Source organism: Bradyrhizobium sp. 14AA, from assembly GCF_054185205.1.
On record NZ_JAVAYM010000030.1, the window covers coordinates 1 to 17634 of the forward strand.

Consider the following 17634-nt stretch of genomic DNA (forward strand, 5'->3'; position numbering starts at 1 on the left):
CTGCCATCGGTGAGGTTGCTTTGCGCCGCCGTGGTCGTCGACCAGGCCCCGCCGCCGTTGGTCGAGACCTGATAGACCACCGTCGTGCCATTGGTATCGGCATTGCCGCTCAGCGACAGATCGAAGGTCTTGTCGGTCGAGTTGAAGTCCACAGACGACGACCCGCTGTCGCTGTAGCTCGACAGAGAGAGCGTCCCCGCCGTCGGCGCGGTGGTGTCGACCACCACCGTGACGACATTGCTGGTCGAACTGTTACCGGCGGGATCGCTGACCACGGCACGGAACTGGTAGCTGCCATCGGTGAGGTTGCTTTGCGCCGCCGTGGTCGTCGACCAGGCCCCGCCGCCGTTGGTCGAGACCTGATAGACCACCGTCGTGCCATTGGTATCGGCATTGCCGCTCAGCGACAGATCGAAGGCCTTGTCGGTCGAGTTGAAGTCCACAGACGACGAACCGCTGTCGCTGTAGTTCGACAGCGACAGTGTCCCCGCGGTCGGCGCCGACGTGTCGATCACCACCGTGACGACATTGCTGGTCGAGGAGTTGCCGGCGGGATCGCTGACCACGGCGCGGAACTGGTAGCTGCCATCGGCGAGGTTGCTCTGTGCGGCCGTGGTCGTCGACCAGGTCCCGCCGCCGTTGGTCGAGACCTGATAGACCACCGTCGTGCCGTTGGTATCGGCGTTGCCGCTGAGCGACAGATCGAAGGCCTTGTCGGTCGAGTTGAAGTCGGACGAGGATGAGCCCGAGTCCGTATAGCTCGACAGCGAGAGTGTCCCTGCCGTCGGCGCGGTGTTATCGACCACCACCGTGACGACGTTGCTGGTCGCGCTGTTGCCGGCAGGATCGCTGACCACGGCGCGGAACTGGTAGCTGCCATCGGTGAGGTTGCTTTGCGCCGCCGTGGTCGTCGACCAGGTCCCGCCGCCGTTGGTCGAGACCTGATAGACCACCGTCGTGCCGTTGGTATCGGCATTGCCGGTCAGAGACAGATCGAAGGCCTTGTCGGTCGAGTTGAAGTCGGACGAGGATGAGCCCGAGTCCGTATAGCTCGACAGCGACAGTGTCCCCGCGGTCGGCGCCGTGGTGTCGACCACCACCGTGACGACATTGCTGGTCGAGGAGTTGCCGGCGGGATCGCTGACCACGGCGCGGAACTGGTAGCTGCCATCGGTGAGGTTGCTTTGCGCCGCCGTGGTCGTCGACCAGGTCCCGCCGCCGTTGGTCGAGACCTGATAGACCACCGTTGTGCCGTTGGTGTCGGCGTTGCCGCTCAGCGACAGATCGAAGGCCTTGTCGGTCGAGTTGAAGTCCGCAGACGACGAACCGCTGTCGCTGTAGTTCGACAGCGAGAGGGTCCCCGCGGTCGGCGCCGTGGTGTCGATAATGAAAGATGTTAGGGCTGTCGGCGTCCCAGAATTTGTGCCGTTGGACGTAGTCGCGGTCGAAAATCCAACCGTATACGTTCCATCATCGAGAACGTGTGCACTCGTGACTGAGCTACTTGCAAGATCGAACGACCACGCACCCGTACCATTCGCTACTTGGACAGCTCCAACCCAGGTCCAAGTGGTCCCAAATTCTCCGCCCCTGATCCAAACACCGATCCAATCAGTTCCCCCGGTTGCCTTAGTATACGTGCCTCCCAATACGAGACTTCCGTCGGAACCGTTGTCCGAAGTGTCTAGGTCCGTCGAACTCGATCCAGAATCAGTCGTAATCTTGTTGAAGGCGACTGCGGTAATTGCGAGCACCCCATTGAACGCAGCTTGCGCTTCGACCGTAAGCGGGGACGACTGCTCATAACCGGTCAGACGCCAGTTGGGGCCAAGAGCCGTTGAGCCGATTTCCCCGACGGCTCCGTAGACCGGCCGCCCGGTCAAAGACTGCAACCCTTCAATGAAGTCGTCGGAAACCGCGGTGGCGCAGCTCCACAACGAAATTGTCCCGGATACTGACTTCCCGACAATTGCCAGATCTTCTCGAAAACTCGGCAGGTTTACGGCATTCAGCGCCCCCGCCGAAAAACTCACCTCACCCGGCCGACCATGCGCGATGACGTGGATCGCCTCGAGCCCTTCCCGCCCCTGCACCGCGCGCGCCATCTGCCGTGGCGCCGGCTCGTAGTCGTTCAGCAGGATCGGCTCCACATCCGGCCGCATGCCGTTGAGCAACGTGACGACGTCATCAACGCCGGGATCGATGAAGGCGATCTCGCGCTTGGAAAGGCTTGCGCTCATGGATGAGGTCTCCGCTTCAAACGAGGATGCGCAGGAGGTGTCGTTGGCCGTGAAGTTCACGAGGATCGGATCGGTCGCTGCGGGATGGTGACGAGTGGCCATCGGGACTGCCCTGCAAATGAAACTGATCGGGAAAAATTCAGACGTGAATGGTCGAGATCGCGGCCGGACGGGACAGCAATTCGAGCGAATCCGGCTTTGGCGCCGCCGACTGAAGCGGCGTATCGGCCCTCAGCCGCCCGGCGGCGTCGCGTTGGCGCGACGGATCGTGCGCGCGCGTGACTTGCGGCTCGACGGCCGGTCCGGGGTGTGCGGCTGATATTTTGGAAGGCCTGGCCAGATCGCGAAGTCTTGCTTCGAGATCGGACCAATTGTGGGGAAGCCTGCCCTGGTCACTTGCAGGCGATTCGTGCGGACCGAAATTCACGCGACCCAAAGCTTCAACTCCTTGCGTCTTTGCGACGCAGGAGAGGCGCAATGTGCACCAGAAATCAGTTCACAAAATTTTCGAGCGTCCGATCGCAATCGGTTGGACGCCTACGGCCAGGAGCAGCTACCGCCTCGCAAAATCTGCTCGATGGCACTCAATGCGTGTGAAATAACTTCGATGCCCTATCTGCCCCTGCCCGCTTCGTGTCCGGCGCCGCACACCGGCCACGTCGTAAAAAAAATTACTGTTGTTAAACGCCTTCCAAAACGACTTTTCTTTGAGATCGCCGCGTCTACACCGATGAATAGCGTGATGTCGGATTAGGCGAGTAACGATCCATTAACTTAATTTACGTGCAATCTGCCGCAAATTTGCCCGCGCGTCCATACGACGTTTCGATACATTTACTTAACCATTAACTTGCTCGGCGCGCGGCCTTTTTCCACCGCTCTGGAGTTTCCGTCAGGGAACTCTGACCATCGCCCGCAGTCGTCTTTGGCCATCGCCGAAGCGGCAATGGCCAACAACCTGCGGCTGTTCGGACTAGAACCGAAGCCCTTGCAGCCTCCCTTCTTCATGCTGGGACCGGATTCCGACCGCCGGGTTTTTCCACAGGCAGCATGGCTCACCCCGACGGGTTCCCGCAGTTCTCGGGACGCACAACCTCGAAAACCTAAAGACGCCCTCCTCCCGGCTCCCACGCGGCTGCCGGGATGACGTGAGGACCGAGCCTTCAGACCCAGGATGTCGCAGATACCTGCCGGGCGGCCCGACCAAACCACCAGCGATTCCCCCGCCGGAAAATGTCCATTGGCGCCCCTTCGGCTGGCCGCACGGTTACCGTGCCCGATCGTGCCAGGGCCCTGCGCCAGAGTCGACCGAGTCGGCCGATCAAAGCCCAACAATTTCAATGATTTGGTGATAGCGGAGACGGAGAGATTCGCCCCCCTCGACAGGCCTCTTCCACAAGCTCCATTGATTCCACAGCAAATCCAGTTACTTACGCCAGAAACCACGCTCTCACACGCAAGAAACATCTTGCTGCAAACGCCGGACATTCCGGCCCGCGCGTCCATTCTCGCGGCGTAACGGTTCTCGCCCCGAAAGCAGATCGGTTTTGTTTGGAAAATCGCTGGGAATATTCGAGCGCAAACACGCGCTTACAAATTGACCGCCCCAAGTAATTAGAGGCATAAGGCTCGCACCGGAGAGGTGGCCGAGTGGCTGAAGGCAACGCTTTGCTAAAGCGTCATACGGTCTCAAGCTGTATCGAGGGTTCGAATCCCTCCCTCTCCGCCACCCAGCAGCAGAATCAAGCTCTGCCGTTCTTTCACCGGAAAGCGAACGCGCGGAGATGCGAAACCCTCGCGCAAGGATCAGCGCCGCTGGCTCAGCCCGATTCGGGCTCACCTTATATATGTGCGCGCGGACCTAGATGCGGGACCGCCAGATCCGCCAATGCGAGGGCGATATCAGCACTGCCTCGTCGGCCCAGACGTTGAACCAGACGCCGGAGCTGCGCCGGCATGGAAAGTTCCAGGGCAGGATGCCCGTCTTGTGCGGCCGTCCGAGTTCCAGATCGCAGTCGTCGGGCGCGATCTGAATCGGCAACCATTGTCCGTTCGTGTCGGGGGCGCTCATGCCGCTCGGGTCTAGGCGGCGGCACGGCAAAGGAATTTGATTCAGCGCAACGAGGCCCGCCCGTGGAAACACGGGGCTGGGACGCGATGACCGCTCAGTGGGCGGAGACCCACGCCCTCGCCTCGCGCTGCGCGGCAGAGATCTCGGTGTCCGACATCTGACCGGCGACCTCCTGGCGCAGCGCCACGGCGTCCTTGCGGCCCTTCAGCGCGGCGAGGTTGAACCATTTGTGCGCGGCGACGAGATCGACCAGGCCGGAGCGGCCGCTCGCCCAATAGATGCCGCGCTCGAACAGCACGTCCGACAGCGCGCCCGCGTCGATCGGCGTGGCCGTCTCCAGATCGAAAGTACCCTGAAACATAACGCATCCCCTTTTTCTTTTGCCGCCTCGTTCCCCCGAGCGCGGCTCCCGTCCAACTCTGGTTTGCGTGATCCCTTCTGGGATCATGCCCCTGTTCAACTCATCCCCAGGGCTTTTTGCCCATGCCGTTTGCCGGCTTGTTGGAGGTGATGATGGCGGGCAAATTTGAATGGCAGTTTAAGTATCGCGATGAAGCAGACGTAAACGCGAGCACGCGCCGCGCCTGCACGAAATTCAGAAAACCCCCGTTTGGCAGGCACTTCTGGGATTCGTCAGATTCGGTTTACCCTGGGATTTTCGGAGAACGATAACCATTGCGCACGGTGGCGCGTTTCATGCGGTACGATTGGCAGGGTCGGATCGCTGACGTCGCCGCACCCGCTCCGCCATTCCCAGCGCAGGCGGGAAATCCGGCACGCCGCGGCCCATCGATTCAACCACGACCGCCTCGGAAGACTGGATCGCCCGATCCCGGCTCTGCCAGGGCTACGCCGGGCCCACAAGTGTGCTCGGTCGGCGAAGCTTTGGCGAAGACGGCAAGCCGGGCGATGACGTCCGGGCCTGCGTTCAACGGCTCGTCCCGCAGCTCTCGCCTGCCCCAAAGGCAGCGCGGCCACGTCGCGGTCAGATCGGCAATGTCTGGAGAGGGAATGCCGGCAATACCCCGGCCTCAGGAGAACGAGGGCGTCGGCGAACACGTCAGGATCAGATTCCACTTTGACCGCGAGGCCACTCGTGAAATTGCAAAACCGGAAAGCCGGCCCCACACCGAACGAAGAAAACTTGTTTCTTCTGCCGGACCGTCAAAGAGAACGATCCGACCGTTGACCTGATGTCTCGCCGACACCCTCTATCGTCGACCAGAACCTCTAGGAGGCGCTGATGACGTGCCGGCTCTCTAGGAGCCGGCAACTTCAGAAGCGAAGTTACTTCTTCTTCTTCGCGACCTTGCGGGTCTTCTTCGCAGTCTTCTTCACTGCGCTCTTCGCCTTCTTCGCCTTCTTCGCTTTCTTGGCCATGTTGCCCTCCGATGTGTGAGATGGCTTTAATCGCTGCGCGCATTCGGGGATCGAATGTGCACTCACCCCGAATACACCAACACGACGAAAAAAACATCTTCTCACTTAAGGAAGTGTTGACGACGCAGTGCGCGTGCGCCAGCCGCGCTTGATTTGCCGACACGCAGAGACACGCGCCTACGATTGCAAATGCTTCTCGCAGCATCGACGTCGGCAAGCGCAGCGATTGCGAAAAACCCTATGCAGCAAGTGCTATTCCGCGCGCGCACATCCCACCTCATCAGCGCGATGAAGCACACTGCAAGGCGCTCGATCGGGTCGCGGGGGCGAGTCGCGGACTCTGAGTCGCGAATTTTGGCAACGAAATTATTTTCATGCTTAACGGCGGAAGCGCTCGTCAGAGCGTGTGCAAGCCGCCGTTTCGCGCGAATCGCGCGACCGCGATTCGGTGGCGCTGCGCGCCCTTGAGCGGTTGATGATTGCCGTCGATGACGTGCGCGAGCGTCGCATCGTGAGCTGACGCGAGGTGACGAAGCGCGTCCGTCACCTCATTCGAACGCGCGACGTCAGACGCCGAGCTTGGACTTGAGCAGGTCGTTGACGCTCTGCGGGTTGGCCTTGCCGCCGGACGCCTTCATCACCTGACCGACGAACCAGCCGAGCGACTGCGGCTTGTCCTTCACCTGCGCGGCCTTGTCGGGATTGGCCGCGATGATGTCGTCGACCACCTTCTCGATCGCCGAGAGGTCGGTGACCTGCTTCATGCCGCGGCTTTCGACCAGCGCGCGAGGATCGCCGCCTTCCTGCCAGACGATCTCGAACAGATCCTTGGCGATCTTGCCGGAGATCGTGCCCTCGCCGATCAGGTCGATGATCGCGGCTAACTGCTCGGCGCCAACTGGAGAGCCCGTAATATCCCGGCCTTCCTTGTTGAGACGGCCGAACAGCTCGTTGATCACCCAGTTCGCCGCCATCTTGCCGTCGCGGGCGCGGTTGGCGAGCTTGTCGAGCACCGTCTCGTAAAACACCGCGCTCTCGCGCTCGGCGACCAGCACGCTTGCATCATAGGCCGACAAGCCGAAATCGGCGACGAAGCGCGTCTTCTTCTGGTCCGGCAACTCGGGGAGCTCAGCCTTCAGCTCGTCTACGAAGCTTTGTGAGAACTCCAGCGGCAAGAGGTCGGGATCGGGGAAGTAGCGATAGTCGTGCGCCTCTTCCTTGGACCGCATCGAGCGCGTCTCGCCCTTGTTGGGGTCGTAGAGCCGCGTTTCCTGTTCGATCGCGCCGCCATCCTCGAGGATCTCGATCTGGCGCCGCGCCTCGTACTCGATCGCCTGGCCGATGAAGGTGATCGAGTTCATGTTCTTGATCTCGCAGCGGGTGCCGAGCGGCGCTCCCGGCTTGCGCACGGAAACGTTGACGTCGGCGCGCAAGGACCCCTTCTCCATGTCGCCGTCGCAGGTGCCGAGATAGCGCAGGATCGAGCGCAGTTTTGTCACGTAAGCCTTGGCCTGCTCCGCGTCGCGGATGTCCGGTTTTGACACGATCTCCATCAGCGCCACGCCGCAGCGGTTGAGATCGACATGGGACATGGTCGGCGACTGGTCGTGCAGCAACTTGCCGGCATCCTGCTCCAGATGCAGCCGCTCGATCCCGATGGTCGCGGTCTTGCCGCCGTCCAGTTCGACCACGACCTCGCCCTCGCCGACGATCGGCGACTTGTACTGGCTGATCTGGTAGCCCTGCGGCGAGTCCGGATAGAAATAGTTCTTGCGGTCGAACACCGAGCGCAGGTTGATCTGCGCATTGAGGCCGAGCCCGGTCGTGACAGCCTGCCTGACGCACTCCTCGTTGATGACGGGCAGCATGCCGGGCATCGCCGCGTCGACCAGCGACACGTGGCTGTTCGGCTCGCCGCCGAATTCGGTCGACGCACCCGAGAACAGCTTTGAGTTCGAGGTCACCTGGGCGTGGATCTCCATGCCGATGACCATCTCCCAGTCGCCGGTGGCGCCCTTGAGAAGCTTGTGCGTGGCCGTGCTCATGTTGTGCTCCCGAGCAGCGTGGCAGCGATCCGCTGCCACTCCGCTTCCAATGAATCCTTTGCCGCGACCTGGCCGGCCTGGCGGTACCAGTAGCCGGCATTGCCGAGATCGCCTTCGACGCGGTGCAAATAGGCGTGCACCCAGGCGGCGTCGCGCCCCTGGTCGTCCTGCACGATCCTGTGCGCCTGGTCCCAGTCGCCCTTGCCGGCCCACCAGAGACCGGTGAGCGGCGCGTTCAGGCCAGGCGCGGGCGCCGCGCCGTCGAGGCTCGCGATGAAGTCAGCGACATTCACCACCACCTCGCGGGCGTGAAGCGGCCGGCGGCCTGCTCGATCACCTCGCCGAGCGAGAACAGCGTCTCCTCCTCGAACGGACGGCCGATCAGCTGCAGGCCGAGCGGCAGGCCCTGCGCATCCTTGCCGGCGGGCACGGCGATGCCGGGCAGGCCCGCCATGTTCACGGTCACCGTGAAGATGTCGTTGAGATACATCTCGACCGGATCGGCGCCGCCCTTCTCGCCGATGCCGAAGGCCGCCGACGGCGTCGCCGGCGTCAGGACCGCGTCGACGCCCTTGGCGAAGCAATCCTCAAAATCCTTCTTGATCAGCGTGCGCACCTTCTGGGCGCGCAGATAATAGGCGTCGTAATAACCGGCCGAGAGCACATAGGTGCCGATCATGACGCGGCGGCGTACCTCTGCGCCAAAACCTTCGGCGCGGGTGTTTTCGTACTGCTCGACGATGTTCTTGCCCTGCTCGCGCAGGCCGTAGCGGACGCCGTCATAGCGCGCGAGGTTGGAGGACGCCTCCGCCGGCGCCACGATGTAATAAGCCGGCAGCGCGTACTTCGTGTGCGGCAGCGACACCTCGACCAGCTCGGCGCCGGCCGCCTTCAGCCACGCGGCGCCCTCGCTCCAGAGTTTCTCGATCTCCGCCGGCATGCCGTCGAGACGATACTCCTTGGGGATGCCGATCTTCATGCCCTTCACGGACTTGCCGATCGCAGCCTCGTAATCAGGCACCGGAATGTCGACCGAGGTCGTGTCCTTGGGATCATGACCGGCCATCGAGCGCAGCAGCATCGCCGCATCGCGCGTGGTGCGCGCGATCGGCCCCGCCTGGTCGAGCGAGGACGCAAAGGCGACGATGCCCCAGCGCGAGCAGCGGCCGTAGGTCGGCTTGATGCCGACGGTCGCGGTGAACGCCGCCGGCTGGCGGATCGAGCCGCCGGTGTCGGTCGCGGTCGCGCCCATGCACAGCAGCGCCGCCACGGCCGAGGCCGAGCCGCCGGACGAGCCGCCGGGCACCAGCGTGGTGTTGGAGCCATCACGCCGCCAGGGATTGCCGACGGGGCCGAAGCATGAGGTCTCGTTGGCCGAGCCCATCGCGAACTCGTCATTGTTGAGCTTGCCGAGCATCACCGCACCGTCGCGCCAGAGCTGCGAGGTCACGGTGGACTCGTAGGTCGGCACGAAATTGCCGAGGATTTTTGAGCACGCCGTGGTGCGCACGCCCTTGGTCGCGAACAGATCCTTGATGCCGAGCGGAATGCCGGCGAGCGGGCCGCCCTCGCCCTTGACGATCTTCTCGTCCACGGCCTTCGCCATGTCGCGCGCGCGATCCGGCGTCTCCATCACGAAGGCATTGAGCACGCGCGCGGCTTCGATCGCGTTGAGATGCGCGTCGGTCAGCTCGAGCGACGTGAAAGTCTTGTCGGCGAGACCCTTCCGGGCCTCGGCGAGCGTCAGCGATGTCAAATCGGTCATTTATTGATCGGGCTGCAGAAGAAAGGAGACAGGGTCTTGTCGTTGGCCGGGTCGTCTTTTTTGGCTGATGCTTTCGCAGCGGCCTCGATCTCGTCGAGCACGGCATTGACGGCGACATTGGGATCGGCAGCCTTGCCCTGCCGCTCCATCTTGTCGAGGTAGTTCATGTAGGCCTGATAGGCCTTCTCATCGTCGCAAAGCAGGCACATCGGACCTAACCTGTTTATTCAACGACCTTGGGCACCAGAAAGAAGTGACCTTCGGTCGCGGGCGCGTTGGCAACGATATCGTCGGCGATCTCGCCGTCATTGACCACGTCCTGCCGCTTCTTCATCTGCATCGGGGTGACCGAGGTCATGGGCTCCACGCCCTCGACATTGACCTCCGAGAGCTGCTCGACAAAGGCGAGCATGGCGTTGAGCTCGCCCTGCAGATGCGGAACCTCGTCCTCGGAAACCGCAATGCGCGCCAGATGCGCGATGCGGCGGACGGTAGTGGCGTCGACGGACATTATATAAGGCCTCTCACGGCAAAACCTATGTGCCGTATAGCAGAGGCCGCTTTTGCGCCGCAACCGGCCCCGGAGGCCTATCCGGCCAGCGCTTTCAGACGAGCCAAGGCCGATTTGGCCAAATCGCGGGTCAATTCGGCGGCGGGGACCTCGCGGCCGAGGGCGATGGCCTGGCCGGCCCAGAGGTTGGTGAAATCCACCCTGCCCTGCTTTTCAGCAGCAGCCTTCAGCGGTCCCAGTGCGGTCGCGGCGTGGGGAAACGGCGGCGCATCCGGCGAGATCGGGCCGGCCTCGCGCATCAGGCGGTTCTGGACGCCGCGGGCCGGCCGGCCGGTCATGACGTTGGTGATCACGGTGGAATCGTCGCCCGCCGCGGCAAGTGCCTTGCGGCCGCCCGCGCTGACCTTGGATTCCGGGCAGCGCAAATAGGCGCTGCCGATCTGCACGCCTGAGGCCCCGAGCGCAAAGGCCGCGGCGATGCCGCGCCCGTCGGCGATGCCGCCGGCCGCGATGACAGGCACCTTCACGGCGTCGGCGACCTGCGGCACCAGCGCAAAGGTGCCGGGCTGCTCGGCGACCTTGTCGGTCAGGAACATGCCGCGATGGCCGCCCGCCTCCGCGCCTTGCGCGATCACGGCATCGACGCCGTGCTGCTCGAGCCAGACCGCTTCCTTCACCGTCGTCGCCGAGGAGATGACGAGAGCGCCCGCCGCCTTGACGCGCTTGAGCAGCGCGGGCTCCGGCAGACCGAAATGGAAGCTGACGACTTCCGGCTTCAGCTCCTCGACGACCTCGCAGAAGGCGGCATCGAACGGCGCACGGTTGGCCGCGGCGATCGGAGCTGAGGGATCGAGACCGTGCTCGGTGTAATAGCTCGTGAGCCGCTGCTTCCAGCGCGCTTCGGCCTCGCCCGTGAGCTCGACCGGCGTGTGGCAGAAGAAGTTCATGTTGACCGGCGCCTTCACGCGCTGGCGGATCAAACCGACCTGCTCGCGCGCCTTCTCCGCCGAGATCATCGCGCTCGGCAGCGACCCCAGCGCCCCGCCTTGCGCGGCCGCGATCACCAGCTCCGCATCCATGATGCCGGCCATCGGCGCCAGCACGATCGGGAATTCGGTCTTGAAGAGATCGATCAGTCGACGGTCAGGCCACATGGTTCTTGCCTCGTATTCGCTCTTCCCCGCTCCCCTTGCGGGAGAGGGTGGATCGCCGCGATAGCGGCGAGACGGGTGAGGGGTTTGCATCCGCGGAGACAGACCCCTCAGATTTGACTTCATTCTCCGCGGATAGAACCCCTCATCCGGCGCTGCGCGCCACCTTCTCCCACAGGGGGAGAAGGAAGGCCCATTGCTCCCGAGTTTCTCCGCCCTGCGAGCAGCTGCTCCGCTTCAACTGCAATCCGTTCGACGATCTCGCCCGCCGGTGGAATATCATGGATCAGTCCGACCGCCTCGCCCGCGATCACCGCGGCGACGTCGAAATTGCCCGCCGCCTTTGCCGCCGTATACTCGGCCGCGACTGCGGCAACATTCTGCATCAGCTCGACTTCACGCCCGATCCAGCGCCGTGCATGGTCGTTGACAAGGCACCGTCCCGTGAACGGCGCCGGCCAGACATTGTTGCGGGAGAGATCGAAGATGATGCCGCGCACGGTCGCGCCGCTGTTCGCGGCGCAGATGCGTCGCTTGGCCTCCTCCGCGCCGTCGGCCTCCTGGCTCGCATAGAAGCGCGTGCCGAGCAGCACGCCGCTCGCGCCCAGCATCATCATGGCGGCGAGCCCGCGCCCGTCGGCGATGCCACCGGCCGCCACCACGGGCACACGGCCTGCTGCAAGATCGACGATGGCGGGCACGAGATCGACGGTGGTGCGTGAAGCACCGTGACCACCCGCCTCCGTGCCCTGCGCGATCAGGACATCAGCGCCGGCATCGAGCGCCTGCCGTGCCATCGCCTCGTCCTGCACCTGGCAGATCAGCCGCGCACCGGCCGACTTGATCTGTGGTGCGAATGGTGCGGGATCACCGAACGACAACATGATCGCGGACGGTTTTGCGGCGAGCGCGACATCGAGAAGCTCGGGCTGTCTGGCGAGACTCCATGTGATGAAGCCAATCCCGAACGGAGCGCGCAATCCGGCGAGCTTTGCCGTCTCCTGCTCCAGCCACGCCTTCTCGCCATAGCCGCCACCCAGAATACTAAAGCCGCCGCCGCGGCTCACGGCCGTCACGAGCCGGCTGCCGGCGAGGACATCCATCGGCGCCGACAGAATTGGATGCCTGATCCCAAGCAGCGTGGTCAGCGGCGTCGCAATCGGCATGCATCCTCCCGGTCTGGACTCCGAGAGTAGGCGCGACTAGCATTCTCGAAAAATGAATTATTGCGAACGCTGCCATCACAAAAGCGAAACGACGCCATGGAACTCAGCGATATCCAGACCTTTGCCGCGGTCGCCCGGACCGGCGGCATCACGCGCGCCGCCGAAGAGCTGAACACGGTGCAATCCAACGTCACCCAGCGCGTAAAGGCGCTGGAGGCCGAGATCGGCACGCCGCTGTTCGAACGCCACAGCCGCGGCATGACACTTACGGCCGCCGGCAAGCGTCTCCTGCCGTACGCGCAAAGGATGACGGCCTTGTCGCACGAAGCCTTGCGCGCGGCGCGCGACAATGGCGAACCGAAGGGACCACTCGCGATCGGCTCGATGGAAACGACGGCGGCGGTGCGGCTCCCGCCCCTGCTCGCCGATTTTCACCGGCGCTTCCCCGCCGTGCGGCTCTCCTTGCGCACGGCAACCACCGCCGACCTCGTCGCCAGCGTGCTCGAAGGCACGCTCGACGGCGCCTTCGTCGCGGGGCCGATCGCGCATGCCGACCTCACCGCGACGAGTGCCTTCCGCGAGGAGCTGGTGCTGGTCAGCGCGCGGCGCTGGACTTCGCTTGCGGAGCTGCGCGCCGGCACGCCGGAGTCAGGTCCGACGGCGCTGGTGTTCCGCACCGGCTGCACCTACCGCCAGCGGCTCGAACAGATCTTCGTCGAGTTCGGCTGGCCCTCCGCCGCCCGCTTCGAGCTCGGAACGCTCGACGGCATGATCGGCTGCGTCGCTGCCGACATGGGCGTGACGCTGCTGCCGCGCGCGGTCGTCGAACGCAGCGCAATGAACGGCAGCGTGTCGATCCACGCGCTGGGCGCCTCGCACGCGCGCGTCGAGACGCTCTTCATCCAGCGCAGCGCCGGACATCAATACAGCGCGTCATCCAGCGCAGCGCCGGACATCAATACAGCGCGCTTCAAGGTTTCATCTCCTGCCTGAAGAAGGACGACGACGTCATCGCAGCCTGACGCAAGCGCTGACGTTCCATCGCACGAAATTCACTGTCACAAATCTGTCGTACTTGAATCCATCCTCGGTGCGGCGTTCAGCCGTCGCATCGTCGCGCGTCGAAAAAGTTTTGAAGCGTGTGAGTTTTCTACGTTAGGATGCGCCACTGGCCAGCGCAAAACCATAACGAAGCCAAACATCGGCAGAAAACATCGGGAGGACTATCGATGCGCAATACGCTCGTGTTGTGCTGTGTCGCTGTGTTGTCGGCGATATCAGGAACTGCAAGCGCCCAGGACTGGACCAAGTCGAAATGGGGGCCGAACGACGAGATCGGTGCCGCCAACTACATGACGCCCGAGCTCGTGCTGAAGGCCGCGTCGCTGGTGAAGACGGGAAAGACCTATGCCCTCGGCATTCCCGTCACGCCGCAGACGCCTGCTTATCCGCCGCGCGCGTTCAAGCTCACCATCGTGCAGCCCGGACAGGCCGGCAGCCCCGGTCTCGGGCCGAACAAGGCGACCTATAACGACGACATCCTTGATACGTGGGTCGGCATCGGCAGCCAGCTCGACGGTCTCGGCCATCTCGGCGTCGAGCACGTCTATTACAACGGCAACAAGCTCGCCGACTTCGCCGATCCCAATGGCTTGAAGAAGCTCGGCATCGAGAAGGTGCCGCCGATGGTCACGCGCGGCGTGCTGCTCGACATGGCGGCCTATTACAACACCGACATCGTGAAGGAAGGTACCGCCTTCAACGTCAAGGAGATCGATGAGGTCGCCAAAAAGCAGGGCGTCGAGATCCGCCAGGGCGACGTCGTCATCTTCCACACCGGCTGGCTCAGCCTGATCGGCAAGGATGACAAGCGCTATTCGGCCGCCGAGCCCGGACTCGGCGTCGAAGGCGCGAAGTACCTGACCAGCAAAGGCGTCGTCGCTGTTGGCGCCGACACCTGGGCGCTCGAGGTGCTGCCGTTCGAGTCCAAGAACGTGTTCGAGGTGCACCAGATCCTGCTCGCCATGAACGGGACCTACATCCTCGAAAACATGGACACGGCGGCGCTTGCCAAGGACAAGGGCTATGAATTCCTGTTCGTGCTGGGACAGCCGCGCTGGAGCGGCGGCGTGCAGGCGATGATCAACCCGATCGCGATCCGCTGATCGGCCAGCTGCCCCATGGGCGAGGATCGACCTGCCGCCCGGCAGGCGCCCTCGCCCGAACTATCTCTGCGGCCTGAGATGCCACCGCCGCAGTGCAACGACGGCCCAGATCGCCTCGACGAGGCCGAATGGCCAGGCACCTTGCAGGAAGCCGTAGGCCGAGCCGAGCCCGCAAGCCCCGGCAAACAGCAGCACGAACCAGTGGCTGCGATCCTCCAGGGCATAGCAGACCAGCATCGCCGTCACGGCAAACAGGCCGAATAGTGTCAGTGCATCCATTGTTCTGGGTTCACTCCACGGCGCGACGCGTGATATGCGCTAAATCCATGCCGGCTCTTATCCTGCCCCTCATCGATGCTGCAACCCACTGGCCCGAACGCGGTGGGCTGATCGGCCTCGATCTGGGTACCAAGACCATCGGCGTTGCCGTGTCCAATCCGGACCGCCGGCTCGCGACCGGTGTCGAGACCATCCAGCGCAAGGCGTTCAAGCAGGACGCGGCGCGGTTGCTGGCGATCGCGGCCGAGCGCAAGGTGGTCGGCTTCGTGCTCGGCCTGCCCATCAACATGGACGGCAGCGAGGGCCCGCGCGCGCAATCGACCCGCGCCTTCGCCCGCAACCTCGCCGGCCTGACCACGCTCCCCATCGGGCTCTGGGACGAGCGCCTCTCGACCGCGGCGGTCGAGCGCGAGTTGATCGGCATGGATGTCAGCCGCGCCAAGCGCGCCGAGGTAATCGACGAGCACGCCGCGATCTTCATCCTGCAAGGCGCGCTCGACCGCCTCGCCAATTTGCGGCAAGGCTGACCGCGGAAATAGCGACATGGCATCACCGACCAAGCCAAGGATTTCGAAAGCAAGGATTTCGATCGTCGCGGCCGTCAGTGCACTCCTCGTCATCTTTGCTACGCGGACCTTATTCGCTGCGGATGATCACGCGATCGCGAAACTCAAGGGCACCTGGTCCGGGACGTTCAATCAGTATTCGCACGACATCAACGGCAGTGTTCCGGTCAAGCTGACCATCGACGCGATCTCCGCGGATGAATTCTCGGGCACCATGGACTGGCCGACTTTCGACAACACCCGAACGAGGGTGAAGGGATTTATCGACGGCGCGCTCATCAAGTGGACCGAGACCGAGCATCTCAGAGGGGACGACGCCGTCCTCGGTGGCCTCTACGTCGCGCGTTTCAAGGCGGACAACGAGATCGCCGGCGACTGGATGGACCCCAAGCACACCATCACGCCCAAGGGCCCGCGCTTCGGGACGCGCGGGGCCGACTTCGTTCTGAAAAAGGAATAGGCGCACACCATGCCCGTCGTGATCGCGGCGCTGCTGCCGGTCTTCATCCTCATCGTGCTCGGCGTGGTGCTGAGGCACAGCCTGATGCGGCTCGACACGCAGTGGCACGGGCTGGAGCGGCTGACCTATTTCGTGCTGTTTCCGATGCTTCTGATCCAGACGCTGGTGAAGGCCGACCTCACCAGGGTCCCGGTCGCCGGCGTCGGCGGCGCGCTATTGCTGTCGGCGCTGGCGATGTCGCTGCTCTGCCTCGCGCTCCGCCCGGCCCTGTCGCGGCTCGACATCGACGGCCCCGCCTTCACCTCGATCTTCCAGGGCGCGACGCGCTGGCAGACCTATGTCGCGCTCTCGGTGTCCGCCAACATGTTCGGCGACGTCGGGCTGGCGCTGGCCTCGGTGGCGATGGTCGCGATCATTCCGCTGGTCAACGTGTTCAGCGTCGCCGTGCTCGCGCACTACGCCGCGCCGGAAAAGCAGTCCGCCCGCGCGATCGTCATGACGGTGATCCGCAATCCCCTGATCTGGGCCTGCGCGATCGGGCTCGTCGTCAACCTGATGCACCTGCCGCTGCCAAAAATCTGGCACGAGGTCGCGGACGCGCTGAGCCGGTCTTCGCTGGCGATCGGCCTGCTCGTCACCGGCGCGGGCCTGCGGCTCCGGGGTCTCCTGCGCCCCAGCCTGAGCGCGGGCATCGGCGTGGCCTTCAAGCTGGTGCTGATGCCCGTGCTCGCGCTGGCGCTGGCCGCCTGGTTTGGCCTCTCCGGCAACAGCCTCGCGATCGTCGCGATCTGCGCGGCGGTGCCGACCTCGCCGAGCGCCTATGTGCTGGCGCGACAGATGGGCGGCGATGCGCCGCTGCTGGCGCAGATCATCACGCTGCAGACGATTTTGGCGGCGGTCACGATGCCGATCGCGATCGCGCTGGTGGCCTAGCTGCCCAGCCACATCGTCAGCACCACCGCGGTCAGATTGTTCAGCGCGTGCAGGATGGTGGTGAGCCAGAGCGAATTGGCGCGATAGCGCATGTAGCCGAACCACAGGCCGATGGTGAAGACCTCGGCGAGGAAGTACATGTCGTATTGCAGGTGGACGATGGTCCACACCAGCGACGACAGCAGGATCGCGCCGGGCGCACGGAGAAAGCTCGCCGACCAGCCGCGGAAGAGGAAGCCGCGCGCCAGAAACTCCTCCGACATCGGCGCTGCCACGGCGAAGGCGAACAGCAGCAACAACGCCGCGCCCTTGTCGCGGCCGGATTTCAACAGATCGGTCATGAACCCAGGCGTTGCTTCGCGGCCGAGCGCGCGCGACATCGTCTCCCAGACCAGCACCACCAGGATGAGGCCGACCACGCCGATCACCAGCTGCTTCCAGGACGGCCAATGCAGGGCGAGATAGTCCGCGAACGAGGCCTTCTTGATGCGGATAGCTAGCCACACCGCCGCAAGCGTCGCCGGCAGGCCCATGATCACCGACAGCGCGAGCGCCTTGGGCTCCTGGCCGACGAGCTGGATCGAGGCGAGGTTCATGGGCAGATCACGCAGCGCCACCAGCAGGACGATGGCGCCGATCTGCCCGACGAACATCGCGACGAAGATGAACAAGCCCCACAGGGCCGTGCCCCAGAACCACCAGACGCGCGGGGTGTGCTCCGCGGGCATTACGACGAGCGGCGGATGGTCGGGATTGAGGGAGTCCATCAGGAGGCTTTCGTTGGGAGAACACCGTCATTCCGGGGCGATGCGTAGCATCGAACTCGGGTGCGCCCTTGCGCACCCGAGAAGTTCGAGATTCTCAGGTGCGCAAGGGCGCACCGGAGTTCGCCCTTCGGGCAC

At 63.9% G+C, this 17634-nt stretch carries 17 protein-coding genes and 1 tRNA gene; 6 read left to right on the forward strand and 12 right to left on the reverse strand.

All coding sequences use genetic code 11. The features are described 5' to 3' along the window. On the reverse strand, positions 1–2342 hold a 2342-nt coding region (locus RAD15_RS37265; RefSeq protein WP_458183706.1), incomplete at its 3' end, for an Ig-like domain-containing protein. 1534 nt (positions 2343–3876) lie between these two features. Between RAD15_RS37265 and RAD15_RS37270 the strand changes: the two genes are divergently transcribed. Further along, positions 3877–3969 (forward strand) — tRNA-Ser (locus tag RAD15_RS37270). Between the two features lie 132 nt (positions 3970–4101). Here RAD15_RS37270 and RAD15_RS37275 read toward each other — a convergent pair. From RAD15_RS37275 to RAD15_RS37315, 9 genes are all read right to left on the reverse strand, one after another. Beyond that, a complete protein-coding gene (locus RAD15_RS37275) occupies positions 4102–4311 on the reverse strand; it encodes a hypothetical protein (RefSeq protein ID WP_458183707.1) in 210 nt (69 codons plus the stop codon). Positions 4312–4405: 94 nt separating this feature from the next. Then, a complete protein-coding gene (locus RAD15_RS37280; RefSeq protein ID WP_458183708.1) occupies positions 4406–4672 on the reverse strand; it encodes a hypothetical protein in 267 nt (88 codons plus the stop codon). A 1585-nt stretch (positions 4673–6257) separates the two neighbouring features. Next, positions 6258–7736 carry an Asp-tRNA(Asn)/Glu-tRNA(Gln) amidotransferase subunit GatB gene (gene gatB / locus RAD15_RS37285; protein ID WP_458183709.1) on the reverse strand — a complete coding sequence of 493 codons (1479 nt, stop codon included), beginning with the start codon at positions 7734–7736 and terminating at the stop codon, positions 6258–6260. Beyond that, positions 7733–8035 carry a hypothetical protein gene (locus tag RAD15_RS37290; protein WP_458183710.1) on the reverse strand — a complete coding sequence of 101 codons (303 nt, stop codon included), beginning with the start codon at positions 8033–8035 and terminating at the stop codon, positions 7733–7735. Before RAD15_RS37290 ends, gatB begins: the two co-directional genes overlap by 4 nt. Further along, on the reverse strand, positions 8026–9501 hold the full coding sequence (gene gatA / locus RAD15_RS37295; protein ID WP_458183711.1) for an Asp-tRNA(Asn)/Glu-tRNA(Gln) amidotransferase subunit GatA: 1476 nt from the start codon (positions 9499–9501) through the stop codon (positions 8026–8028). Before gatA ends, RAD15_RS37290 begins: the two co-directional genes overlap by 10 nt. Then, a complete protein-coding gene (locus RAD15_RS37300; protein ID WP_458183712.1) occupies positions 9498–9710 on the reverse strand; it encodes a hypothetical protein in 213 nt (70 codons plus the stop codon). Before RAD15_RS37300 ends, gatA begins: the two co-directional genes overlap by 4 nt. Positions 9711–9724: 14 nt before the next feature. Beyond that, positions 9725–10012, reverse strand: a complete 288-nt coding sequence (gene gatC / locus RAD15_RS37305) for an Asp-tRNA(Asn)/Glu-tRNA(Gln) amidotransferase subunit GatC (RefSeq protein WP_157330292.1) — start codon at positions 10010–10012, stop codon at positions 9725–9727. Between the two features lie 77 nt (positions 10013–10089). After that, on the reverse strand, positions 10090–11166 hold the full coding sequence (locus RAD15_RS37310) for an NAD(P)H-dependent flavin oxidoreductase (protein WP_458183713.1): 1077 nt from the start codon (positions 11164–11166) through the stop codon (positions 10090–10092). A 119-nt stretch (positions 11167–11285) separates the two neighbouring features. Beyond that, positions 11286–12329, reverse strand: a complete 1044-nt coding sequence (locus RAD15_RS37315; RefSeq protein ID WP_458183714.1) for an NAD(P)H-dependent flavin oxidoreductase — start codon at positions 12327–12329, stop codon at positions 11286–11288. Between the two features lie 96 nt (positions 12330–12425). Here RAD15_RS37315 and RAD15_RS37320 point away from each other — a divergent pair, with 96 nt between their 5' ends. Both RAD15_RS37320 and RAD15_RS37325 read left to right on the forward strand, forming a co-directional pair. Then, entirely contained in the window at positions 12426–13322 is an 897-nt protein-coding gene (locus RAD15_RS37320) for a LysR substrate-binding domain-containing protein (protein ID WP_458183715.1), read from the forward strand. A gap of 236 nt (positions 13323–13558) precedes the next feature. Continuing rightward, entirely contained in the window at positions 13559–14494 is a 936-nt protein-coding gene (locus RAD15_RS37325) for a cyclase family protein (protein WP_458183716.1), read from the forward strand. A 60-nt stretch (positions 14495–14554) separates the two neighbouring features. On the opposite strand, the gene RAD15_RS37330 is transcribed toward RAD15_RS37325, so the two are convergent. Beyond that, on the reverse strand, positions 14555–14773 hold the full coding sequence (locus tag RAD15_RS37330; RefSeq protein ID WP_458183717.1) for a hypothetical protein: 219 nt from the start codon (positions 14771–14773) through the stop codon (positions 14555–14557). Between the two features lie 47 nt (positions 14774–14820). Between RAD15_RS37330 and ruvX the strand changes: the two genes are divergently transcribed. Genes ruvX through RAD15_RS37345 form a run of 3 tightly spaced genes read left to right on the forward strand, consistent with a single transcriptional unit; the run spans position 14821 to position 16732 of the window. After that, on the forward strand, positions 14821–15300 hold the full coding sequence (ruvX, locus tag RAD15_RS37335) for a Holliday junction resolvase RuvX (protein ID WP_458183718.1): 480 nt from the start codon (positions 14821–14823) through the stop codon (positions 15298–15300). Positions 15301–15316: 16 nt separating this feature from the next. Continuing rightward, positions 15317–15799 (forward strand): hypothetical protein, encoded by a 483-nt coding sequence (locus RAD15_RS37340; protein WP_458183719.1) that lies wholly within the window; start codon positions 15317–15319, stop codon positions 15797–15799. A 9-nt stretch (positions 15800–15808) separates the two neighbouring features. Further along, the gene (locus tag RAD15_RS37345; RefSeq protein ID WP_458183720.1) at positions 15809–16732 is read left to right on the forward strand and encodes an AEC family transporter; all 924 of its coding nucleotides are present in this window, start codon (positions 15809–15811) and stop codon (positions 16730–16732) included. On the opposite strand, the gene RAD15_RS37350 is transcribed toward RAD15_RS37345, so the two are convergent. Next, a complete protein-coding gene (locus tag RAD15_RS37350) occupies positions 16729–17499 on the reverse strand; it encodes a CPBP family intramembrane glutamic endopeptidase (protein ID WP_458183721.1) in 771 nt (256 codons plus the stop codon). The genes RAD15_RS37345 and RAD15_RS37350 overlap by 4 nt on opposite strands. Positions 17500–17634 lie beyond the last annotated feature (135 nt).

Coding starts and splice junctions, on each gene's coding strand:
- RAD15_RS37345 (WP_458183720.1), top strand. CDS start 15,809: ATGCCCGTCGTGATCGCGGCGCTGCTGCCGGTCTTCATCCTCATCGTG.
- RAD15_RS37330 (WP_458183717.1), bottom strand. CDS start 14,773: ATGGATGCACTGACACTATTCGGCCTGTTTGCCGTGACGGCGATGCTG.
- RAD15_RS37275 (WP_458183707.1), bottom strand. CDS start 4,311: ATGAGCGCCCCCGACACGAACGGACAATGGTTGCCGATTCAGATCGCG.
- RAD15_RS37280 (WP_458183708.1), bottom strand. CDS start 4,672: ATGTTTCAGGGTACTTTCGATCTGGAGACGGCCACGCCGATCGACGCG.
- RAD15_RS37300 (WP_458183712.1), bottom strand. CDS start 9,710: ATGTGCCTGCTTTGCGACGATGAGAAGGCCTATCAGGCCTACATGAAC.
- ruvX (WP_458183718.1), top strand. CDS start 14,821: ATGCCGGCTCTTATCCTGCCCCTCATCGATGCTGCAACCCACTGGCCC.
- RAD15_RS37315 (WP_458183714.1), bottom strand. CDS start 12,329: ATGCCGATTGCGACGCCGCTGACCACGCTGCTTGGGATCAGGCATCCA.
- gatB (WP_458183709.1), bottom strand. CDS start 7,736: ATGAGCACGGCCACGCACAAGCTTCTCAAGGGCGCCACCGGCGACTGG.
- RAD15_RS37310 (WP_458183713.1), bottom strand. CDS start 11,166: ATGTGGCCTGACCGTCGACTGATCGATCTCTTCAAGACCGAATTCCCG.
- RAD15_RS37350 (WP_458183721.1), bottom strand. CDS start 17,499: ATGGACTCCCTCAATCCCGACCATCCGCCGCTCGTCGTAATGCCCGCG.
- RAD15_RS37325 (WP_458183716.1), top strand. CDS start 13,559: ATGCGCAATACGCTCGTGTTGTGCTGTGTCGCTGTGTTGTCGGCGATA.
- RAD15_RS37340 (WP_458183719.1), top strand. CDS start 15,317: ATGGCATCACCGACCAAGCCAAGGATTTCGAAAGCAAGGATTTCGATC.
- gatA (WP_458183711.1), bottom strand. CDS start 9,501: ATGACCGATTTGACATCGCTGACGCTCGCCGAGGCCCGGAAGGGTCTC.
- gatC (WP_157330292.1), bottom strand. CDS start 10,012: ATGTCCGTCGACGCCACTACCGTCCGCCGCATCGCGCATCTGGCGCGC.
- RAD15_RS37320 (WP_458183715.1), top strand. CDS start 12,426: ATGGAACTCAGCGATATCCAGACCTTTGCCGCGGTCGCCCGGACCGGC.